12 protein-coding genes and 5 pseudogenes are annotated in these 21,698 nt (G+C 54.1%); 15 read left to right on the top strand and 2 right to left on the bottom strand.

Annotated features, from left to right (window positions below):
• Positions 1-283: 283 nt before the first annotated feature.
• Entirely contained in the window at positions 284-2,014 is a 1,731-nt protein-coding gene (locus ACZ0AZ_RS14170) for a hypothetical protein (RefSeq protein WP_463570818.1), read from the bottom strand.
• A 184-nt stretch (positions 2,015-2,198) separates the two neighbouring features.
• On the opposite strand from ACZ0AZ_RS14170, the pseudogene ACZ0AZ_RS14165 reads away from it, so the two are divergent.
• The 6 genes and pseudogenes from ACZ0AZ_RS14165 to ACZ0AZ_RS14140 form a co-directional block, all read left to right on the top strand.
• Positions 2,199-2,486 (top strand): annotated as a pseudogene (locus ACZ0AZ_RS14165) (IS110 family transposase); the annotation flags it as partial.
• A gap of 514 nt (positions 2,487-3,000) precedes the next feature.
• Complete coding sequence (locus ACZ0AZ_RS14160; RefSeq protein ID WP_007949952.1) at positions 3,001-3,516, top strand: Hcp family type VI secretion system effector; 516 nt, start codon at positions 3,001-3,003, stop codon at positions 3,514-3,516.
• A 134-nt stretch (positions 3,517-3,650) separates the two neighbouring features.
• On the top strand, positions 3,651-5,693 hold the full coding sequence (locus ACZ0AZ_RS14155; protein ID WP_463537577.1) for a type VI secretion system Vgr family protein: 2,043 nt from the start codon (positions 3,651-3,653) through the stop codon (positions 5,691-5,693).
• Positions 5,683-6,420 (top strand): DUF4123 domain-containing protein, encoded by a 738-nt coding sequence (locus ACZ0AZ_RS14150; RefSeq protein WP_129999826.1) that lies wholly within the window; start codon positions 5,683-5,685, stop codon positions 6,418-6,420. Before ACZ0AZ_RS14155 ends, ACZ0AZ_RS14150 begins: the two co-directional genes overlap by 11 nt.
• Entirely contained in the window at positions 6,420-11,102 is a 4,683-nt protein-coding gene (locus ACZ0AZ_RS14145; RefSeq protein WP_129999827.1) for an RHS repeat-associated core domain-containing protein, read from the top strand. The genes ACZ0AZ_RS14150 and ACZ0AZ_RS14145 overlap by 1 nt, the downstream gene beginning before the upstream one ends.
• Positions 11,099-11,470 carry an SMI1/KNR4 family protein gene (locus tag ACZ0AZ_RS14140; RefSeq protein WP_039764143.1) on the top strand — a complete coding sequence of 124 codons (372 nt, stop codon included), beginning with the start codon at positions 11,099-11,101 and terminating at the stop codon, positions 11,468-11,470. The genes ACZ0AZ_RS14145 and ACZ0AZ_RS14140 overlap by 4 nt, the downstream gene beginning before the upstream one ends.
• Positions 11,471-11,475: 5 nt before the next feature.
• Here the strand turns inward: ACZ0AZ_RS14140 and ACZ0AZ_RS14135 are convergent, their stop codons facing one another.
• Positions 11,476-12,030 (bottom strand): RNA 2'-phosphotransferase, encoded by a 555-nt coding sequence (locus ACZ0AZ_RS14135; protein ID WP_205884348.1) that lies wholly within the window; start codon positions 12,028-12,030, stop codon positions 11,476-11,478.
• Positions 12,031-12,247: 217 nt separating this feature from the next.
• Here ACZ0AZ_RS14135 and ACZ0AZ_RS14130 point away from each other — a divergent pair.
• From ACZ0AZ_RS14130 to ACZ0AZ_RS14090, 9 genes and pseudogenes are all read left to right on the top strand, one after another.
• Positions 12,248-14,485: pseudogene (locus tag ACZ0AZ_RS14130) on the top strand (RHS repeat-associated core domain-containing protein); the annotation flags it as partial.
• A gap of 3 nt (positions 14,486-14,488) precedes the next feature.
• A complete protein-coding gene (locus ACZ0AZ_RS14125; RefSeq protein WP_129999828.1) occupies positions 14,489-14,791 on the top strand; it encodes a hypothetical protein in 303 nt (100 codons plus the stop codon).
• Positions 14,792-14,813: 22 nt separating this feature from the next.
• Positions 14,814-16,039: pseudogene (locus tag ACZ0AZ_RS14120) on the top strand (RHS repeat domain-containing protein); the annotation flags it as partial.
• Positions 16,040-16,470: 431 nt separating this feature from the next.
• Complete coding sequence (locus ACZ0AZ_RS14115) at positions 16,471-16,812, top strand: hypothetical protein (RefSeq protein ID WP_129999829.1); 342 nt, start codon at positions 16,471-16,473, stop codon at positions 16,810-16,812.
• A 177-nt stretch (positions 16,813-16,989) separates the two neighbouring features.
• Positions 16,990-18,561, top strand: a pseudogene (locus ACZ0AZ_RS14110) (RHS repeat-associated core domain-containing protein); the annotation flags it as partial.
• Positions 18,558-18,989, top strand: coding sequence for a hypothetical protein (locus ACZ0AZ_RS14105; RefSeq protein ID WP_129999830.1), 432 nt, complete (start codon positions 18,558-18,560; stop codon positions 18,987-18,989). The pseudogene ACZ0AZ_RS14110 and the gene ACZ0AZ_RS14105, both read left to right, overlap by 4 nt.
• Positions 18,990-19,079: 90 nt before the next feature.
• Positions 19,080-20,445 (top strand): annotated as a pseudogene (locus tag ACZ0AZ_RS14100) (RHS repeat domain-containing protein); the annotation flags it as partial.
• A 407-nt stretch (positions 20,446-20,852) separates the two neighbouring features.
• Complete coding sequence (locus tag ACZ0AZ_RS14095; RefSeq protein WP_463537575.1) at positions 20,853-21,248, top strand: hypothetical protein; 396 nt, start codon at positions 20,853-20,855, stop codon at positions 21,246-21,248.
• 137 nt (positions 21,249-21,385) lie between these two features.
• Positions 21,386-21,673: a barstar family protein gene (locus ACZ0AZ_RS14090; RefSeq protein WP_463537574.1), complete on the top strand. Its 288-nt coding sequence runs from the start codon at positions 21,386-21,388 to the stop codon at positions 21,671-21,673.
• Positions 21,674-21,698 lie beyond the last annotated feature (25 nt).

Genomic DNA, 21,698 nt, shown 5'->3' with positions numbered 1-21,698 from the left:
CAGGACTGTATCTAAAAAGGGTTGCGCCCCACTTCTTCTCCCCGGCAAAACAGCCGGTATGGCCCCTGTGGTGGGCCTTTGTGCTATCTCCGGGGAAGGTGCCAGTGATGATTTGGAAGAAACGGACCGTGAAAGGTACATTGGGGCATTAGCGCGACTGAAGACGCCTTCGCGGACAAGCCCCGCGAAGGCGGCCTGAACGGTTACACAGAAGCTAAAACGCCCGATCGCGTCATCGGGCGCCTCGAGGGATACAGATAAGATGCGTACATCTCGTCGTCAATCATCCCCAGACAATGGCCCAATAATTGGATATCGGCCCCTTTTCGGTAATGCCAAGCCACCGATCATAAAGAGCATGGTGGAAGTGACCTGGGCCAAGGTACGCTATTTGTTGTATCCAAGTGGTGACGTTTGGCGAAATGTTGATTCCGTACCCCCCGTGCCCGGGATGCGTGCCCAAACGCACCGAACGATTATAGGGCAAGGATCCACAGGTTCCGCTGAATGTCAGCCACTCTAATGACGCCGCCGACCCTCCCGGTGGAACGTGTGTGCCATTTGCGCGGGTCACTTGCGTGATGACAGGCGGCGCGAGAACCCGAACCGAGAATGGATGAGAAACGGATCGGCTCGGATCGTAGACCGCAACGACGCGAATATTGTGCAGACCGACTGCCAACCCGCTTATATCCCTGAACCAATATCCTTTTGCATCACCTTTTACCGTTCCGTAGCTGGTGGCTCCATCGAAAATTTCGACACTCAGATTCGCGGTGCAATAACCGTCCACTCTAATGTCGGGATAAACCGTGCTGCCATTTTTGGGAACAGGGTAATTGTCTTCGTCAATGATCGCTTTGATGGCGGGATCGATAAAATCCGGGCTGACAACAGTCGCCTGCGTTGTTCGCGAGACCGCGAAAACCTGGCCATTCCTGATCACTTTGTATTTCGCGCTGATCAACCCCGTCACCAACACCTTTGCGGCCGGTACAGGCAAATCGAGGGTAGAAGGAATCCGACTCACGTCTGCTTCACTACTGAAGGTCACGGCTGGACCACTGACTGGCATGCAGGTGTAATTCGAAACGACCCTGTCCCCGACCTGATACACCGGGGTAAAAATAGGGATGAGGAAATGCAGGAAGCTCTCCAGCTTTTCCAGGTGCACCAGATCCGCCTCATCGCTGGGATCGCCAACCTTCTCGATCAAATCAGGTGCAGGCACCGTCGTACGATTGATATCGACGTTCGCCAGCCTCGGCGCTGAGCGCCTGCGCTGATGGGTAAAGTTACCCAATTGATCGCGCACCGTGAAAACAAAGCTGAAGTCCGGCCTGTTGCCGGCCTGCGCGATCATTAGCGCAGTGACCTCGATGACGTAATCACCAGTTTCCTCGCCAGGCTGCACCGTGAACTCGAACGGTTTGCCATTGAGTATCAAAGTGATCACGTCATAGGGTTTTGTATTGGGGTAGGACACAACGAGATAAAAAGGAAAATCGTCTTTATCGAACCAGTCGCCCGGTGAGGGCAGCGTGAGGATCAAGTACGGATGATCGCCACTGCCCGGCACATCGTTTCCCCCCGGAAGGGTGGAAGAGTACACCACCCATAAAGGACGGGACTCCGCACAGTGGCCGGCCGCATCCTCAGCAACGTAGTGAATCGGATTTACGCCATCGTATAGCGAGTTCATGAACAGGTCGAAATAGATAATGTCGTTTTCTTCGCCCGGCAGAATGTTCTTCACAGCATCCTCGATGCCATTCACAAACAGACGCACAGCCACCGTGTCCGGGCCGTTCGGAATGGGATCGATCATGAGCCTCGCCGCCCCCTCGGTGTTTTTGGTATTCTGGTTCACCGTTGGAAGGAACAGGCTCAAGGGTGCTCCTACTGCAGGCACGCCCGGGTCTGGAGGTGGGTTAATGATAACCCCTGATTTCGCTCCCAGCAGTTGAGCCGGGTAGAGTGCAAAAGGCGACGCAGCAGAGTTTGCGGTAGACATGTCATTCACTCCTTGGCATTGACTCGTAAGGGCAAACCGATGACAAGGATTAGAGTCCAGCTGAAGATCAGCTGACTACTGTCAGAGTTGACAGGTTGTGACATGATTCCGATGAACGGTTTCGGTGAAATAATCCGTCGCAGGCCCCGTAAATGACAATACCCGTGACCTTTGGCAAGGTCGCGTCAATCGAGCGGCTCAAGCCCCTAAGCAAGCGGCGTCGAACGCTCGAAATGAAAAGGGTTTTATCGGCGCCAGTCACCGGGCACGCCTGTCTCGTATGGATACCAGTTGCGCGATCAAGGCAACAGCCCACCAGCTCGCGCGAATGATCTATGCCATGTTGACCAAGGGACAGGCATACGTTGAACAAGGGATTGAGGCGTATGAAAGCAGAAGCCAGGAACGCCAGTTCCGAGCCTTGCTGCACAAGGCCCGGAAATTGGGGATGGAACTGGTGAAAGCGGCATGATTTTTCCCATTTAAATCAATAGGTTGTTTTTTTGATGAGAGCGAGCCTGCTCACGATAGCGGCATATCAGTCGCTAACGATTTGCCTGAACGGACGCCTTCGCCAGCAGGCTCGCTCCCACAGGTTTTGCGCATGAACTCAGCTCCCAGGCAACACATGAATCCCTGTGGGAGCGAGCCTGCTCGCGAAGCCAACACTTCGGTCCCGGCAAATCCCCAACTGCGCAAGAAGTTGCGCAGTAGCCCGTAATATTTCAGGGCCTAAATCCTCTGCAGCTCAAGCGGCGCAAGGCCTGCAGCCAAGTGCGCAAGAAGTTGCGCAGTACTGCGCAACTTCTTGCGCACTTTCTCCCGACTTTTCCGCTGAAAATCGCCCCGAATGGTCACCAACCAACGTGGCGCCCCCGCCGTCCGGGCACCGCGCAAAACCTGGCACGCTCCTTGATAACACTCAGTCACCCACCGGGCGATTTCGCCTCCGGGCACCCTAACTTTATCCGCAAGGAGAGCACCCCATGGCAACACCAGCGTACATGTCGGTTACCGGCGAAAAACAAGGCCTGATCACTGCCGGCGCTTTCACCGCCGACTCCGTTGGCAACACCTACCAGGAAGGCCACGAAGACCAGGTCATGGTTCAGGCTTTCACCCACGACGTGATCATCCCGCGTGACCCGCAATCCGGTCAGCCAACCGGTCAGCGCGTTCACAAGCCAGTTGTGATCACCAAGGTCTACGACAAGGCTTCGCCACTGCTGCAAGCAGCACTGACTTCCGGCGAGCGCATGAGCGAAATCGTTATCCAGTGGTACCGCACTTCGGCTCAAGGCACCCAAGAGCACTACTACACCACCAAACTGGAAGACGCGATCATCGTCGCCATCAACAACAAAATGCACAACTGCCAGGATCCAGGCAACGCGCACTTCACCCACCTGGAAGAAGTGCAGTTCACCTACCGCAAAATCACCTGGACCCACGAAGTATCCGGTACTTCGGGTTCCGATGACTGGCGTGCTCCAGTCGTTTAATTACGGCTGACCGTTACACGCATCGGCCAGCTCTGCTGGTCGATGTTGTTTACGCCCCTCCAGAATTTCGCGTACGTTGAGCCGCATTTTTGCGGTCGTCGACGAGCGCCGCTGTACAGCACGAGGAACAAGGGATGTTCGCGCCGGCCAATGAAACCCACTTTGCCCTGACCATCGAAGGGCTTTCCGCCGACTTTCAGGTGTTTACTCTCACCGGCCGGGAAGCCATCAGCCAGCCTTTTGTCTTCGAGGTGGAACTGGTCAGTGAGCAGCCGTCGCTGGACCTCGAAACCCTGCTGCACAAACCGGCCTTTCTGCAGCTGTCGCCTGACGGCAGCGGCATCCATGGCCAGATCTACCGCGCCGCGCAAGGCGATTCCGGCAAGCGCTTGACCCGTTATTCGGTGACCTTGCGTCCGCAACTGGCGTATCTCGCGCACCGCATCAACCAGCGCATCTTCCAGAACCTCAGCGTGCCGAAAATCATCGGCATGGTGCTGGAAGAGCACGGTATCCAAAGCAACGCCTACGAATTCAAGACCGGCTCGATCTATCCCGAGCGCATCTACTGCGTGCAATACGATGAGTCGGATCTGCACTTCATCCAGCGCCTGTGCGAGGAAGAAGGCATTCACTTCCACTTCCAGCACAGCGCCAACGCGCACAAGTTGGTGTTCGGCGACGACCAGACGGTGTTCCCGAAACTCAAGCCTGTGCCCTATCAGCAAGACTCCGGCATGGTCGCCAGCAACCCGGTGATCAAGCGTTTCGACCTGCGCCTGGAAACCCGCACCAGCCGCACCACCCGCCGCGACTACGACTTCGAAAAACCGCGCCTGACCCTGGAAAGCGAAAACCGTGGCGACGCCCTGCCCGACCTCGAAGACTACGATTACCCGGGCCGTTTCATCGACCGCGAGCGCGGCAAGCACCTGGCCAACCGCGCCCTCGAACGCCATCGCAGCGACTTCCAATTGGCCGAAGGCAAGAGTGATCAGCCACTGCTGGTCAGCGGCCATTTCCTCGCCCTGACCGAACACCCGAAAGCCAAATGGAACGACCTCTGGCTGCTCACCGAAGTCCTGCACGAAGGCAAGCAGCCGCAGGTGCTCGAGGAGTCGGTGACCAGCGACACCACGGCATTGAAAGACGATTTCCACCAGGGCTACCGCAACCGCTTCCAGGCCACGCCGTGGGACGTGCCCAACCGCCCGCCCCTGCGCCACCCGAAACCGCGCATCCTCGGCAGCCAGAGCGCGGTGGTCACCGGCCCGAAAGGCGAAGAAATCCACTGCGACGAATACGGCCGCGTCAAAGTCCAGTTCCACTGGGACCGCGAAGGCCAGGCCGACGACAAGACCAGCTGCTGGCTGCGCGTCTCCAGCGCCTGGGCCGGCGCCCAGTACGGCGGCATCGCCATCCCGCGCATCGGCATGGAAGTGCTCGTCACGTTCCTTGAAGGCGACCCCGATCAGCCACTGATCAGCGGCTGCCTGTACCACAAGGAAAACACCGTCCCCTATCCACTGCCGGCGAACAAGACCCGCAGCACCTTCAAGACCCTGAGTTCGATGGGTGGTGGCGGCTACAACGAGCTGCGCATCGAAGACAAAAAAGGCCAGGAACAGATCTACCTGCACGCCCAGCGCGACTGGGACGAAAACATCGAGCATGACCAGAAAATCCGCGTCGGCAACGAACGCCACGACACCGTCGAGCAAAACAGCTACAGCGAATTCAAGGCCGAAGAACACCACACCGTCTACGCCGACCGCAAAGTCGAAGCCCGCGCCAACGACCACCTCACCGTCGGTGTGAATCAGCACATCAAGATCGGCACGGGCCAGTTCATCGACGCAGGCCAGGAAATCCACCTGAGCAGCGGCATGAAAGTGGTGATGGAAGCTGGTGCGGAACTCACGCTGGTCGGCGGCGGCAGCTTCATCAAGATCGATGCCGGCGGCGTAACCATGAGCGGGCCGGTGATCAACATGAACTCCGGCGGCAGCCCGGGCAGTGGGACTGGTGCTGCGCCGTTGATGCCCGGCGTGTTGAAACAGGCGGATGCAGACAAGGCTGGCCAAGTCCTGACCCCGGCGCAGATCAACACCCTCAAACGTAACGCGCCGTTCTGCGAAGAATGCGAAAAATGCAAGGCAGGTGCCTGTGCCATCTGAACGAATCACCCCCAAGGACTGGCTGGCGCAACAGCCGCTGCAAAGCGGCGAGCGCCTGTACCTGATCATCAGCGCCGCCAGCGACGCCGATGCGCTGAAAACCCTATACCTCACCGAACCCACCGCCCAGCTCATCCCGATCTGGGGCGGCACGCCCTACTCCACCTGGCAACCGGTGATGCCCTACCTCACCGAACTCAAAGCCAACTCCGCCTTCCTGCCATGGATCGCCGAAACCGACGCGCTGGACTGGGGCTGGCTGGCGGTGTCGCGTTCAGAACCGAACGAAGTGTTCGAACATCTGCGCAGCCTGACGCAGGTAAAAATGCCGGATGGCACCGAGGTGTTTTTCCGGTTTTGGGATGGGCGGCATATCTATCCGATTTTGCGGGGGCTTGGGGAAAAGGCTGGAGAAGTGCTGCCGGTGTTTGAGCGGTATCTGATCAATGGGCAGGCGCTGGAAGTGGGCACGCGGGTGGTGCCGAAGGTGCGGGACTGGCCGTGGTGGGAGGTGCCGAAGGGGTTGTTGGAAGGGTTGAGCAAGGACAATCCGGCGACGCTGGTCAGCAACCTGATGCAATGGCTGGAAGAAGACCGCCCGGACCTCTACACCGCGTGGCCCGAGAACAATTTGAAGCTGAAAATCACCCGCTTCGTGCGCCGCCCGGATGCGCCGCAAAATCTTAAAGAAGCATTGATAAACCACCTGATTCTGGAGCAAGGCTGATGGATCGCGTTGCCTTTGTTGACAACCAACTGAACACCTTCAAGGACAGTCTGAAGCTGTATCAGGAACAAACAAAAACCTGGTACGCACAGGCTCTCGACAAGGGTAGCCGTGCCGCGGACATGCCGTCCTTGTTGGGCATGGAGCGTGTCATCAGGGCGGGCAACACCAGTAAAACGGTGAGCATGACCGACGGTAACTTCACCTCGAACGTGGCTCAATGTCCGCTCAAGGGTCCGTTGCTGATCGAGAGCAAATTCGAATCGGTTTACGACATTCCCGTCGGCGATATCGAAGTCGAAATCGTGGCCGTGGACGGTGGTGCTGTCAGCAAGGTCAAACTCGACGCGCAAGGCAAAGCCGCATGGACCGGCGGTGTGCCCGGCAAGTTCTACACAATTCGCGTCCATAACGAAGTGACCCCGGCGCAGATCGACGCCCTCTTCAGTTCTTACAGCGGCGTGACTGCGGACCTTGAAGGTTTCCTGCGCAAGGAATGGGCGGGCTTCAAACCGCAATGGTCGAATCTTTCGACCTCCGGCACAGCCATGGCCATCGGCAACGGCATTCTTGAAGGTGGCTGGGAGGCCATCAAGGGTGTGTGGGACGGCATCAGCCTTGTGCTCGATATCCTCCAGGACCCAGGAAAGTTTGCGAAAGATCTCGGCGCTGGCGCAGACGAGCTGATCAAAGTCGCCAAAAGCTCGCCGGACATCATGAAAAAGGCCATGTTGCTGGCCAGTGACGAAGCGGCTTTGTTTTTGCTGGTGCGCAGTGCGGTGATCTGGCTCGCGGGCTTGCCGCCGATGAAGATGGCGGGCGATGTAGCGAAGATGACCACGGCAATTGTCGTTGGCATTGCGATCGACATCGTGATCGGCGTGGTATTGACCATCGCGGCAGAAGGTACCGGCGTCATCTACCTTGCGGCCCGACTCAAGAAGTACGGAGAGCTTGTCATCAAGGCTGTGATCGGCTTCGTGAAGTCGGTGTTCAAGATCATCAACGGCTTTATGGAGTATGTCGCCAAGTACACCGCAGTGGCGGCCCGAGGGGTGACGGCGAAGGTCAGGAACGGGATTTCCGAGTTGCGTTTTGATGGCAAGAGAAACGCCAGACTTGCGGAGGGCAAATTAGCTGACGATGTGTCCAAACAGGCAAAAACACCGGCCGATAAAAGTGCAGAGCCTGTTGACAAAACAAGCACCGACAAATGCCCGGTGTCGATGGTCACCGGTGAAGAACTGCTGACACTGACTGATGGTCAACTCAATGGTCTGTTGCCGTTTGAATGGACGCGCCTGTACAGAACCAGCGCAGTGGAAATTGATTGCGGTCTGGGTTATGGCTGGAGCCATGCCTTGGCTCATCGCCTTGAGATCGATGGCGATGAAATCATATGGACCGACCATGAAAATCGCTCGACGCCCTTCCCACTCCCAAGCGAGCAGCGTCCCACCATCACCAACAGCCTGTCGCACGCGGCCATTTTTCTCGGTGACGATCCATCCGAGCTGATTCTCGCGCAGGCTGGCAAGCGACCATCGTTCTATCACTTCCGCTTCGACAGCAAAGGCGCGACCCTGATCGCCATCAGCGATAGCTATGGCAACCGCTTGCACGTTACTCGCGACATCCATGGGCGCATCAAACGTCTCGACAACGGTGCCGGCCGCGCCCTGCTCCTGCGCTACGATCGCAAGCACATCATCGCCGTCGACTATCAACAGTTCCTCCCAGCGGACAATCTTGAGGCCGCGTGGAACACGGTGCAGACGCTGGTCACTTACAGCTACGACACGCAGCATCGCCTGATCGAGGCGAAAAACGCGGCGGGCGAAGCCGAGCGTTATCGCTACAACGAGCAGCACGTCATTCTCGAGCGGCAATTGGCAGGCGGCGCGGCGTTCTATTGGGAATGGGAAAACAAAGGCAAACTGTCTCGCTGCACTCGTCACTGGGCCAACTTTTCCCAGATGGAAGCGCAATACGCCTGGGACGACAAAGGCAGCGTTACCGTTACCAACGCCGATGGTAGCGAAGAGGTCTACACCCACGATGATCAGGCGCGACTGATCAGCAAAATTGATCCCGATGGTGCCGAGCATCAAAAAGCCTATAACGACAAGGGTCAATTGATCGCGGAAAAGGACCCATTGGGCGCCGTTACCGAATACCGCTACGACGACAACGGACTGATGACCGCTGTCATCCCCCCAGAAGACGAAGCTACAACTTACGAATATATCAACGGCTTCGTCAGCGACGTTCGTCGCGGCAAAGCCAGTTGGAAGTATCAACGCAACCGACAGGGTGATGTCACTGCGCAGATTGACCCGGACGGCAATGCCACCCATTACAGCTATGACCCGCAGGGTCGTCTGTTGGAAATCCGTCACCCGGACGGCAGCCGTCATCAACTCGGTTGGAACAATCTCGGTCAACTGCTTGAAGAACGCCTTCCGGACGGCGGTCAGCGCAAGTACCGTTACGATGCACTAGGCAGGCAGATCACTCGCCAGGAAGAGTCCGGCGCGATCACTCATTACCAATGGGATGCTGCCAATCGCCTTGCCCAAGTTACGCTGCCCGGCGGCGCCACTCGCGCATTCAGCTACAACGCCTACGGCAATGTCACTGCTGAACGCGACGAACTTGGCCGTATCACCCGCTACGAATACGCCGATAATCTCCACCTCGTCAGCCGCCGCATCAATCCCGACGGCAGCCAACTGCGCTACCGCTACGACAACTCGCGCCTGTTGCTCACTGAAATTGAAAACGAGCGCGGCGAGCACTATCACCTTGATTACTACGCCAACGGCCTGATTCAACAGGAAACCGGCTTCGATGGTCGTCGGACTGCCTACGAGTACGACCTCAACGGCCAACTGCTGAAGAAAACCGAGTTCGGCGACGACGGCAGCGAACTGGTCACCGAATATCAGCGTGACGCCGCAGGTCGTTTGCTCGTAAAAACGCTACCCGACGGCGAAGAGATTCACTACAGCTACGACGCGCTTGGCCGCCTCGCTAACGTTGACGACGGCAATTGGCCGCTCGCCTATAAATACGATCTGCAAGACCGACTTATCGAGGAGCACCAAGGCTGGGGCACTCTGCGCTACGAATACGACAGCGTTGGCCAGCTCAAGCACTGCCGTTTGCCCGATGGCAGCAAACTCGATTACCGCCACCAGCCTGGCGGGCAACTCAGCAGCATCGACCTCAACGGTTCTCGCCTGACCTCTCATCAGTTCAACGCCGGTCGAGAGCAACAGCGCCAACAAGGTCTGCTGCTTAGCCAATACCAATACGATGAACAGGGACGTCTGCAAGCGCACAGCGTCAGCCAACGGGACAAGCACCTGTTCCAGCGTCGCTACAACTACGACGCCAACGGCAATCTCGCCGGAATCGACGACAGCCGCAAAGGCAACCGCAGCTATCACTACGACCCGCTGGATCGCCTGATCAGCGTGCGCGGCGCCATGCCAGAGAGCTTCGCCCACGACCCGGCGGGCAACCTGCTCGGACAAAATGACCTGCCCGTTGCGAATCTCGCCAACGTCAAAGGCAATCGCCTGTTGATGCAAGGCGACCGCCACTATGACTACGACGCCTACGGCAACCTGATCCGTGAAAGTCGCGGCACCGGACAAAAGCTCGTCACCGAATACCGCTACGATTGCCAACACCGCCTGATCGGCGTCAGCCTGCCGGGCGGCAGCACAGCAACCTACAAATACGACGCCTTTGGCCGCCGCATTGAAAAGTCAGTCGACGGTCACACCACCGAGTTTCTGTGGCAAGGCGAACGACTCATCGCTGAAAGCGCCGAGAACCGCTACCGCAGTTACATCTACGAACCGGGCACCTTCCGCCCGTTGGCAATGCTCGACGGCGAAGGCCCGCTAAAAGCGGCCCCGTTCTATTACCAACTCGACCACCTCGGCACGCCGCAGGAACTGACCGATTACAGCGGTGAGATCATGTGGTCGGCGAAGTACCGCGCCTATGGCAACCTCGCGGCACTGGACGTCAGCGAAATCGATAACCCGCTGCGCTTCCAAGGTCAGTATTTCGACGCCGAGACAGGGTTACATTACAACCGCCACCGCTACTACAATCCGGGGACTGGACGGTTTTTGACGCCGGATCCGATCAAGCTTGCGGGTGGGTTGAATAGCTACCAGTACGTGCCTAACCCTACGGGGTGGGTGGACCCGTTAGGCTTAAGCTGTAATGTTGCGCAGTGCCCAAAAGTGCGATCCATTGACCCAAATGAGGTAAGATTTTCCCAAACCTCTGTCTCATATAACAAGGTCGACAGAGCAGGAAACAATTACACCTATGACAATTTAGTCGCGAGCATGAGAGAAAAAGGTTGGCAAGGTGATCCCATTGATGTGGTCCGAATGCCGGACGGCCATCTCACCAGCATGGATAACACCCGGGTCCGTGCCGCACGCGAAGCCGGTATAAAAGTAGAAGCCAGAGAGCGCGGATATAACGATCCAGTAACTGAGCCAGAACAACAACGCTTTGCTGTTAAGGGAAAAAAACCAGATACGTGGGGCCAGGCGATCGAATTAAGAGTTGGAAAGCAGTCGCCAAAACGTTTCGGAAAGGAAACTCCTTACGGATCTCACGAACTACCAAAATTGAGCGGCAAAGAATGAATAACTATTTAGAAATCACAGGCCGAAGTCATTTTTCTTATCCAAGTGACTTCATTGAAACAATCAACCTAACACCTGCCATAGATATTGAACCTTGGTGGTTCATTGTTTTTGAAGAGGGGGATGTAAATTACTGGTACCACACCTTAAAAAAACTTTACCCACAGAGGGAGCTAATCCCCTTTGCGAGGTTCAACGCAAACGATGACATAGCCTGCTTCGATGGCCGTGATGAATCCGGAAACCCGGAAGTCCTCATAATCCACGCCTACGCTTCAGAAGGCTGGGAGCTTCATGGAACTTATGAGAATTTCAAAGAGTGGTTGAGTGAAGCCATTCAAACTCATTCTACTTGGGAGGAAGAATGAGCAAACTAGGCATCTGCAAGCGAATAAATAAATTGCGGAGGCACGAAGCTTGTTAACCAAACATCATTTTCAGCTTTAAAAAATTTGAACCCTTTTACAAACATTTCGTGACTATCAATGCGTAAAACCACAGATTTACCGTAACGACGTCCGATATCGCATGCTAACGTTTCACTTTGTGTTAAATGAACATGATGCCTAGCCCCGGGTATTAGACCGTTTTTCAAAATAGAATCAAGGAAACGTATAGCCGTTCCGTGATACAAAAAATCCGGAGGTTGAATTTCAGGGTAGTTGCGGTTCACCGATTCTGACGAATGCCCCTGAATTGCTCGAATATAAGCTCCATCGCTGGATATCTCAAAACGCTTTTTATCACTATGAAAGACAACATTACTTATAACTTCATAGCATAATAACTTCCCAACCCTCTCTGAACCTTTTATTAACTCATCTACATTTGCCCACCCCTCGACATCCAGCAGCAACCCAATCGACTCGGGTTTGTGACGTAACACATAACTTATAAACTTACTAAAATCTTCAAACGAGTCAGTCATCAAACACCTCAAATACAAAAAAAACCTGAAAAAAACTACAACAACCTTATCCAAGTCTCAACCGTTCAGGAAAACCGCTCCACTGTTTTCACTCTCCCGAGTGAGCAGCGTCCCGCCATCACCAACAGCCTATCGCGCGCGGCCATCTTTTTCTGACGATCCATCCGAGCTGGTTCTCGCAGGCTAGCAAGCGACCATCGTTCTATCACTTCAGCTTCGACTCGGTTGGAACAATCTCGGTCAACTGCTTGAAGAACGCCTTCCGGACGGCGGTCAGCGCAAGTACCGTTACGATGCACTAGGCAGGCAGATCACTCGCCAGGAAGAGTCCGGCGCGATCACTCATTACCAATGGGATGCTGCCAATCGCCTTGCCCAAGTTACGCTGCCCGGCGGCGCCACTCGCGCATTCAGCTACAACGCCTACGGCAATGTCACTGCTGAACGCGACGAACTTGGCCGTATCACCCGCTACGAATACGCCGATAATCTCCACCTCGTCAGCCGCCGCATCAATCCCGACGGCAGCCAACTGCGCTACCGCTACGACAACTCGCGCCTGTTGCTCACTGAAATTGAAAACGAGCGCGGCGAGCACTATCACCTTGATTACTACGCCAACGGCCTGATTCAACAGGAAACCGGCTTCGATGGTCGTCGGACTGCCTACGAGTACGACCTCAACGGCCAACTGCTGAAGAAAACGGAGTTCGGTGACGACGGTAGTGAACTGGTCACCGAATACCTGCGTGATGCCGCAGGTCGCTTGCTTGTAAAAACGCTACCCGATGGTGAGGAGATTCACTACAGCTACGACGCACTTGGTCGCCTCGTTAACGTCGACGACGGCCACTGGCCGCTCGCCTATAAATACGATCTGCAAGACCGACTCATCGAAGAACACCAAGGCTGGGGCACTCTGCGCTACGAATACGACAGCGTTGGCCAGCTCAAGCACTGCCGCCTTCCTGATGGCAGCAAACTTGATTACCGTCATTTGTCCGGTGGACGCCTGAGCAGCATTGACCTGAACGGTTCGCGCCTTACCAGTCACCAGTTCAGTGCCGGTCGCGAACAACAGCGCCAGCAAGGTCTGTTACTCAGCCAATACCAATACGATGAACAGGGCCGCCTGCAAGCGCATAGCGTGAGCCAACGGGACAAACACCTGTTCCAGCGTCGCTACAACTACGATGCCAACGGCAACCTCGCCGGCATCGACGACAGCCGCAAAGGCAACCGCAGCTATCACTACGATCCACTCGACCGACTGATAAGCGTACGCGGCGCCATGCCAGAGAGCTTCGCTCACGACCCGGCAGGCAACCTCCTTGGACAAAATGACCTGCCCGCAGCCAACCTCGCCAACGTCAAAGGCAATCGCCTGCTGATGCAAGGCGACCGCCACTACGACTACGACGCTTACGGCAACCTGATCCGAGAGCGTCGCGGTACCGGCCAGAAGCTCGTCACCGAGTACCGCTACGACTGCCAGCACCGCCTGATCGGCGTCAGCCTGCCGGGTGGCAGCACCGCGTCCTATAAATACGACGCCTTTGGCCGCCGCACTGAAAAGTCAGTCGACGGTTACACCACCGAGTTTCTGTGGCAAGGCGAACGCCTCATCGCCGAAAGCGCAGAAAATCGTTATCGCAGCTACATCTACGAACCGGGCAGTTTCCGCCTGTTGGCAATGCTCGACGGCGAAGGCCCACTAAAGGCTGCCCCGTTCTACTATCAACTCGACCACCTCGGCACGCCGCAGGAACTCACCGACTACAGCGGCGAAATCATGTGGTCGGCGAAGTACCGCGCCTATGGCAATCTCGCAGCGCTGGATGTGAGCGAAATCGATAACCCGTTACGCTTCCAGGGTCAGTATTACGACGCCGAGACAGGCTTACATTACAACCGCCACCGCTACTACAATCCGGGGACTGGACGGTTTTTGACCCCGGATCCGATCAAGCTTGCGGGTGGGTTGAATAGCTACCAGTACGTGCCTAATCCTACGGGGTGGGTGGATCCCCTAGGGTTGAATACTTGTCCAGGCGGAGATAAATGCGTTCCGGGGCAAAGCGCTGAAATATCTGAAGGAAAAGCCAGGGTAAGCGATGGAGCCCCGCCTCCTCCCGACGTTCAATGGACAAATCATGGCAATAAACATGTGGCGCCTAAGGCTCCTTGGCCATCTGTTGTAAAATCGACCGCTAATGGAGGTGCAGCTAAATATCTACCCGGCACGGACATTGAAGCGTTAGAGCGGCACGCGTTTGCAAATGGTCAAGATGTTAACAACGGAAAACCATGGAAAGTAATTGACATGGGAAAAACCATAGGCGCCAATGACGGAAAAGAAACTCAGTACATGCGAGTGGAGTTAAGTGCAAACACAATACATGGACATCCAATATCAGAAGAATCGTTTAGAAAACTAACGAAAAAGAAGAAATGATTTATGAATCTTGAAAACATAAAAAAACTTGGTGGCAAGATAACTTTTGACGAAATATCCAGCCTAGTCGGATCGGATATTTCGCTCATTACAGATGAATTAAGGGAGGACCTTTTGCAAGCGCTACTCCCGCACGAGCAAACAATAGACATTGGTTGGTATCCCGAATTCAGTGAACACGGCGCCTTCAGAATCTCATTAATCGCAAATCAAAATTGGGCATCGCCTATATACACCGAAACGGCAAAAACCTGGGGCGATCTTGAAAAAGCGTTAGACCATACATTGAATAAAGTAAAAATTTAATGGATCGACGAGCTCGCGTTGACTAGCCAGCGTCGACGACGGTCGTTAGCCTTTCGCCTATAAATATGACTTGCAGACCAACTCATCGAGGAACACCAAGTCTGGGGCACCTTGCGCTACGAATACGACAGCGTCGGCCAACTCAGCCACTGCCGTCTGCCGGACGGCTGCGTGCTCGATTACCGTTATTTGTCCGGTGGACGCCTGAGCAGCATCGACCTCAACGGCTCACGCCTGACCAGCCACCAGTTCAACGCTGGTCGCGAGCAACAACGCCAACAAGGCTTACTGCTCAGCCAATACCAATACGATGAACAGGGCCGCCTGCAAGCGCACAGCGTCAGCCAGCGGGACAAGCACCTGTTCCAGCGTCGCTACAACTACGATGCCAACGGCAACCTCGCCGGCATTAACGACAGCCGCAAAGGCAACCGCAGCTATCACTACGATCCACTGGATCGCCTGATCAGCGTACGCGGCGCCATACCTGAGAGCTTCGCTCACGACCCCGCAGGCAATCTCCTCGGACAAAATGACCTGCCCGCAGCCAACCTCGCCAACGTCAAAGGCAATCGCCTGCTCATGCAAGGCGACCGCCACTACGATTACGACGCCTATGGCAACCTGATTCGTGAACGCCGTGGCACCGGCCAGAAGCTCGTCACCGAATACCGCTATGACTGCCAGCATCGCCTGATCGGCGTCAGCCTGCCGGGAGGCAGCATCGCATCCTACAAATACGACGCCTTCGGCCGCCGCATCGAGAAAACCGTCGACGGCCACACCACTGAATTTCTCTGGCAAGGCGAACGCCTCATCGCTGAAAGCGCCAAGAACCGCTACCGCAGCTACATCTACGAACCAGGCAGCTTCCGCCCGTTGGCAATGCTCGACGGCGAAGGCCCCTTAAAAGCGGCCCCCTTCTACTACCAACTCGACCACCTCGGCACCCCGCAGGAACTCACCGACTACAGCGGCGAAATCATGTGGTCGGCAAAATACCGCGCCTACGGCAACCTCGCGGCGCTGGATGTGAGCGAAATCGATAACCCGTTACGCTTCCAGGGTCAGTATTACGACGCCGAGACAGGGTTACATTACAACCGCCACCGCTACTACAATCCGGGGACTGGACGGTTCTTGACGCCCGATCCGATCAAGCTTGCGGGTGGGTTGAATAGCTACCAGTACGTGCCTAATCCTACGGGGTGGGTGGATCCGTTGGGGTTGAGCAGCAATAACTGCCCTCCCAAGCGCGTTGATACTAGCGATTACCAGACGCGGAAAGAGTTAAGATCCGACGTCTATAACGCGCAGAGGCCAGGAGGTTTCCATAAAACGAAACATCTGAATGCGAAATCTGCCGACCAAGCCAGAGAATTGAGTTTGGGTAATGGATCACGTGGTGGTCAACCTGAAGCTTCTTATCTGCCCGACATCGCAAACAATGTTAAAGGATTCGAAAAACAAGCTGCATATGGGGCGATAAAAGATGGAAACGTATTCGACCACGGTGGCACTCGATTCATGTTTTACAGATCCGAACACCCTGTGGGCTACAACGAGGGACAACTTACAAACTGGATAAGAATTGAACTAACTGATGGAGGAAATAAGCCTGTGATCCACAGCTTTCCGGCATCACCACAGCAAGTGAAAAAATACATGGGTAAAGCAAAATGAAAAAACTAGAATTCGAACTACAGCCACTCCGAGTGCCTAGCGACTGGACAATAACCATAAATAATTTGTACGAAATAGAACTAACACCGGAAACCGCGCACTGGTTTAGCAGTTCTGTTTTATTAGGTGGTGCAAGACAAAGCACAGGCTATTGCTTCGATTCTAGAGTAGAACCTGAGGGAGACCCAAAGGGCGAGTTCGTGGTAGAGTTTCTTACAATTAAATACGATCGAAAAGGCGAACCAATCGGCGACTCTGCCAAAACCTTGGAAATATTCCGAACAACATGCAAAAAAAAATATATTGAGAAAATAGAGCAATACATGCGCGAAAATTGAAAACAACGAGCCAATCATTAATAAACTACGCATGCTATTTTTCATCAAAAACAAAACCAACCTCAACACTGTTACCTACAGAAGCTTTGGCTTCGGAGAGGCTTCAACCCCTTCGAATTTAGGGATACAAACTAAATCATTCACGCAGATCAAATGAAAACTGTATAACCGCCAGCTGGCGGTCACCTGACTAGCATCGGCCTCAAGGTTCACGCCTCACGTCTCACCAATTCAACGCCGGTCGCGAGCAAGAGCGGCAGCAAGGCTTGCTGCTCAGCCAATACCAACGATGAACAGGGCCGCCTGCAAGCGCACAGCGTTAGCCAACGGGACAAACACCTGTTCCAGCGTCGCTACAACTACGATGCCAACGGGAATCTCGCCGGCATTAACGACAGCCGCAAAGGCAACCGCAGCTATCACTACGATCCGCTGGATCGCCTGATCAGCGTGCGCGGCGCTATGCCAGAGAGCTTCGCTCACGACCCGGCAGGCAACCTCCTCGGACAAAACGACCAGCCCGCAGCCAACCTCGCCAACGTCAAAGGCAATCGCCTGCTCATGCAAGGCGATCGCCACTACGATTACGACGCCTATGGCAACCTGATTCGTGAACGCCGTGGCACCGGCCAGAAGCTCGTCACCGAATACCGCTATGACTGCCAGCATCGCCTGATCGGCGACAGCCTGCCGGGAGGCAGCATCGCATCCTACAAATACGACGCCTTCGGCCGCCGCATCGAGAAAACCGTCGACGGCCACACCACTGAATTTCTCTGGCAAGGCGAACGCCTCATCGCTGAAAGCGCCAAGAACCGCTACCGCAGCTACATCTACGAACCAGGCAGCTTCCGCCCGTTGGCAATGCTCGACGGCGAAGGCCCCTTAAAAGCGGCCCCCTTCTGCTACCAACTCGACCACCTCGGCACCCCGCAGGAACTGACCGACTACAGCGGCGAGATCATGTGGTCCGCGAGGTACCGAGCGTACGGCAACCTCGCGGCGCTGGACGTCAGCGAAATCGATAATCCGCTGCGTTTTCAAGGGTAGTATTTCGACGCCGAGACAGGCTTACATTACAACCGCCACCGCTACTACAATCCGGGAACTGGACGGTTCTTGACGCCGGATCCGATCAAGCTTGCGGGTGGGTTGAATAGCTACCAGTACGTGCCTAACCCTACGGGGTGGGTGGATCCGTTGGGTTTAAGCTGCAAGCTAGGACAGTGCCCAGAACCTCCTAAATGGAGCGAAAAATCTGTCTTCAATAAATATCCAGAGAAGACAGTCCTGAGGACTTCAGGGCCTGAGGCACAAGCTGCATTCTTACAAGAGCATCTCCCTGGCCTGCCAAAGGAACAGGCCCAGATAATCCTTGAAGAGTCTTACAAAAAGGGGACCTCAGTCGTTATCGGTGGTAGCAGGGTCAGGGGTGATAATCATATTGGTAGCGACCTTGATGTAGGATTTGGAGACATAAACGCGAATAAGGCCGGGAAACTAGTTAAAGGACTGGAAAAAAAGTTCGAGGGCAAGGAAGGCTTTCTTTCGCTTGAACAAACCAGAATCACACCCGGAAACAAAACCCAAAATATTGAAGAAATAAAATCTCCTGAAGAATTCTTCCAACGCTCTGGAACTCGATCCGGACAGGATCAAAGAGCTGGCGAACAGTACCGAGCGTCAGGCTCAATAACACTTAGAAAAGACGGGACAATCACGTTAATACCACCAGGAGCCACACCATGATATTTAAATCCTCTGGCAACTTAGTCAACCCAAACATCGTAACTTATAGAAGCCTCGGGTTTGGCGAGGCTGCCATACTCGATACGCAGGCATATGAACTCATAATCAACCCCTGCGATTTTCCAGAAGAATTCATGATCTATGCCGATACATTCATCTCCGAGTGCAGGATTGACGATGCAGAGCAGGGATATGCGGACATCCCAGCGCTTGCAAAAATCAATTATCCGACATTCAGCGAGCTTTTGGAAAACCATGAAAATCTAGCGACCCACTTAATCAAAGACTACTTATACTTCGAACTATTTTACTATTTATTCCCAAACTCAGAAAATCTAAAGCTAGTTATAAACAATATAAAAGACATCCATATAGAAGGTAAATCAATGGTAATTTCCGGCGATACATACCCATTCAAAAAAATCTAACAAAACAAATTTGCGCCGCCCATTTCCGTACGCGCAAAAAATATAACATCAACGACTATTATCAAAAAATAGTTAGACAACACTAGCAGGGAGTTCGCTACCGAATGCCAATGCGATAAGTTTGGCCGCCCGCTAGTGATAACGTTTAATAATTTCGAAGATATTCATTTGCACTACGACGTTTTGGACCGGCTTATAAAAGCGCTTACGACGACCATTGGCCGCTCGCCTACAAAAAATACGACCTGCAAGACCGCTCATCGAGGAACACCAAGTCTGGGGAACCTTGCGCTACGAACACGACAACGTCGGTCAGCTCAGCCACTGCCGTCTGCCCGATGGCTGCACGCTCGATTACCGTCATTTGTCCGGTGGACGGCTGAGCAGCATCGACCTCAACGGCTCTCGCCTGACTAGCCACCAGTTCAATGCCGGTCGCGAGCAGCAGCGTCAGCAAGGTTTGTTACTCAGCCAATACCAATACGATGAACAGGGCCGACTGCAAGCGCATAGCGTCAGCCAGCGGGAAAAACACCTGTTCCAGCGTCGTTATAACTACGATGCCAACGGGAATCTCGCCGGCATTAACGACAGCCGCAAAGGCAACCGCAGCTATCACTACGATCCACTGGATCGCCTGATCAGCGTACGCGGCGCCATGCCAGAGAGCTTCGCTCACGACCCGGCAGGCAACCTCCTCGGACAAAATGACCTGCCCGTTGCGAACCTCGCAAACGTCAAAGGCAACCGCCTACTGATGCAAGGCGACCGCCATTACGATTACGACGCCTACGGCAACTTGATCCGCGAACGCCGTGGCACCGGCCAAAAGCTCGTCACCGAGTACCGCTACGACTGCCAGCACCGCCTGATCGGCGTCAGCCTGCCGGGTGGCAGCACCGCAAGCTACAAATACGACGCCTTTGGCCGCCGCATCGAGAAAACCGTCGACGGCCATACCACTGAATTTCTATGGCAAGGCGAACGCCTCATCGCTGAAAGCGCCGAGAACCGCTACCGCAGCTACATCTACGAACCGGGCACTTTCCGCCCGCTGGCAATGCTCGACGGCGAAGGCCCGCTAAAAGCGGCCCCGTTCTACTACCAACTCGACCACCTCGGCACACCGCAGGAACTGACCGACTACAGCGGCGAAATCATGTGGTCGGCGAAGTACCGTGCCTATGGCAACCTAGCAGCGCTGGACGTCAGCGAAATCGATAACCCGCTGCGCTTCCAAGGTCAGTATTTCGACGCCGAGACAGGGTTACATTACAACCGCCACCGCTACTACAATCCAGGGACTGGACGGTTCTTGACGCCGGATCCGATCAAGCTTGCGGGTGGGTTGAATAGCTACCAGTACGTGCCTAACCCTACGGGGTGGGTGGATCCGTTGGGGTTGAATGGATGTCCGCCAGATGGGGATGGAAAAGGAAATTCAACGGAACCCACTAAAAATGCAAAAGTCGATACCAATGAATCGTCAGCACCAGAAATTCCTTGGTCAAATAGCTCAGTAAAACGAGCCTCAGAAGCACTGGATAGAGGTGCTACTTCTGTTACCGTTAATAGCAGAGCGGAAGCTGAAGAATTGTTCTTGGGCAAATATGTCGGACAAGGCTATAGAAACGCTGAAGAATTCAACTCAGCAACGGCTAAGACGCATTTTAGAAAAGTCAAAGACCCTGAAAAATATTACCATTGGGATGACACTCCTGTTTCAGATATTCAAACAAGGAAAGTCACGATGGCAAATCATGACCCAAGTGACCCCCATGGCGCGAACCCACACTTACAGCTTCACCCAGTAAAAGGTGAAGTAATACGCATCTACTGGCCAAACCAATTTGAAGGTCAAAAATGAGCTCTCAAAAAATAATACCTAGAAAAGTATGGTGGGGACTGGAAGCAAAATCCTACACAGAAATTGCGCAAGAACTGCCATCGCATGATAGTTCGCTTCGAAAGTGGGCCGCCATTTACGCTGTATACCACCTAAACTTTGACGACAGACATCCCGGAGAACGCTATTACAGCTTTTTAGAGGATTCAAAAGACTTCAAATATGTCTTTATTGAATTCACTTTATCAATCCACATACTGGAAACTAGGGATAGTATTGGTGCTAACGACACCACAATTACAAAACTCCAAACAATGGATACAGAGGATGAAATCAATGCTTTTCTGGAGAAGAACCACATCGACCCAGAACTGTTCACTCCTCCTTGGACTTGCGATTACCCACTAGATTGAATAAAAAAGCGAACAAAACAAAAATTTGGCGATAATTTCCGCGCATGGCCTAACTTCGTACGAAGCAGACGTCGACATCAGCAACATTATGTCACGGAGCGTGAAATGACAGGCCAACCAAAGCGAAAGAACACCTAATGATTATTGAACTTGATGGCTTATCAATTTTAACGGAGCGGGATTTCCATAAGCGGATAGCTTCAGCCTTTTCCGTAACACAAAACTTCGGAAACAACCTAAACGCTTTGTGGGACCTGCTCAGCACAGACATTCAGCGTCCCACTGTAATCATATGGAAAAACTCAAAACATTCCGAAGAAAGCATGGGCGAAACCTATAAGAAAATAATATCTATATTCGAAAGAACAAAAGCCCAAGACATTTCTCTAGGATTAGACGAAAAATTTGACTACAAATTGAAATGAAAAAAACTATACTTTGCGGCGTATT

It is taken from the genome of Pseudomonas sp. AC239 (assembly GCF_979258545.1).
The sequence above is the reverse complement of the archived record's forward strand: the minus strand, read 5'-3'. Positions and strand labels throughout refer to the sequence as shown.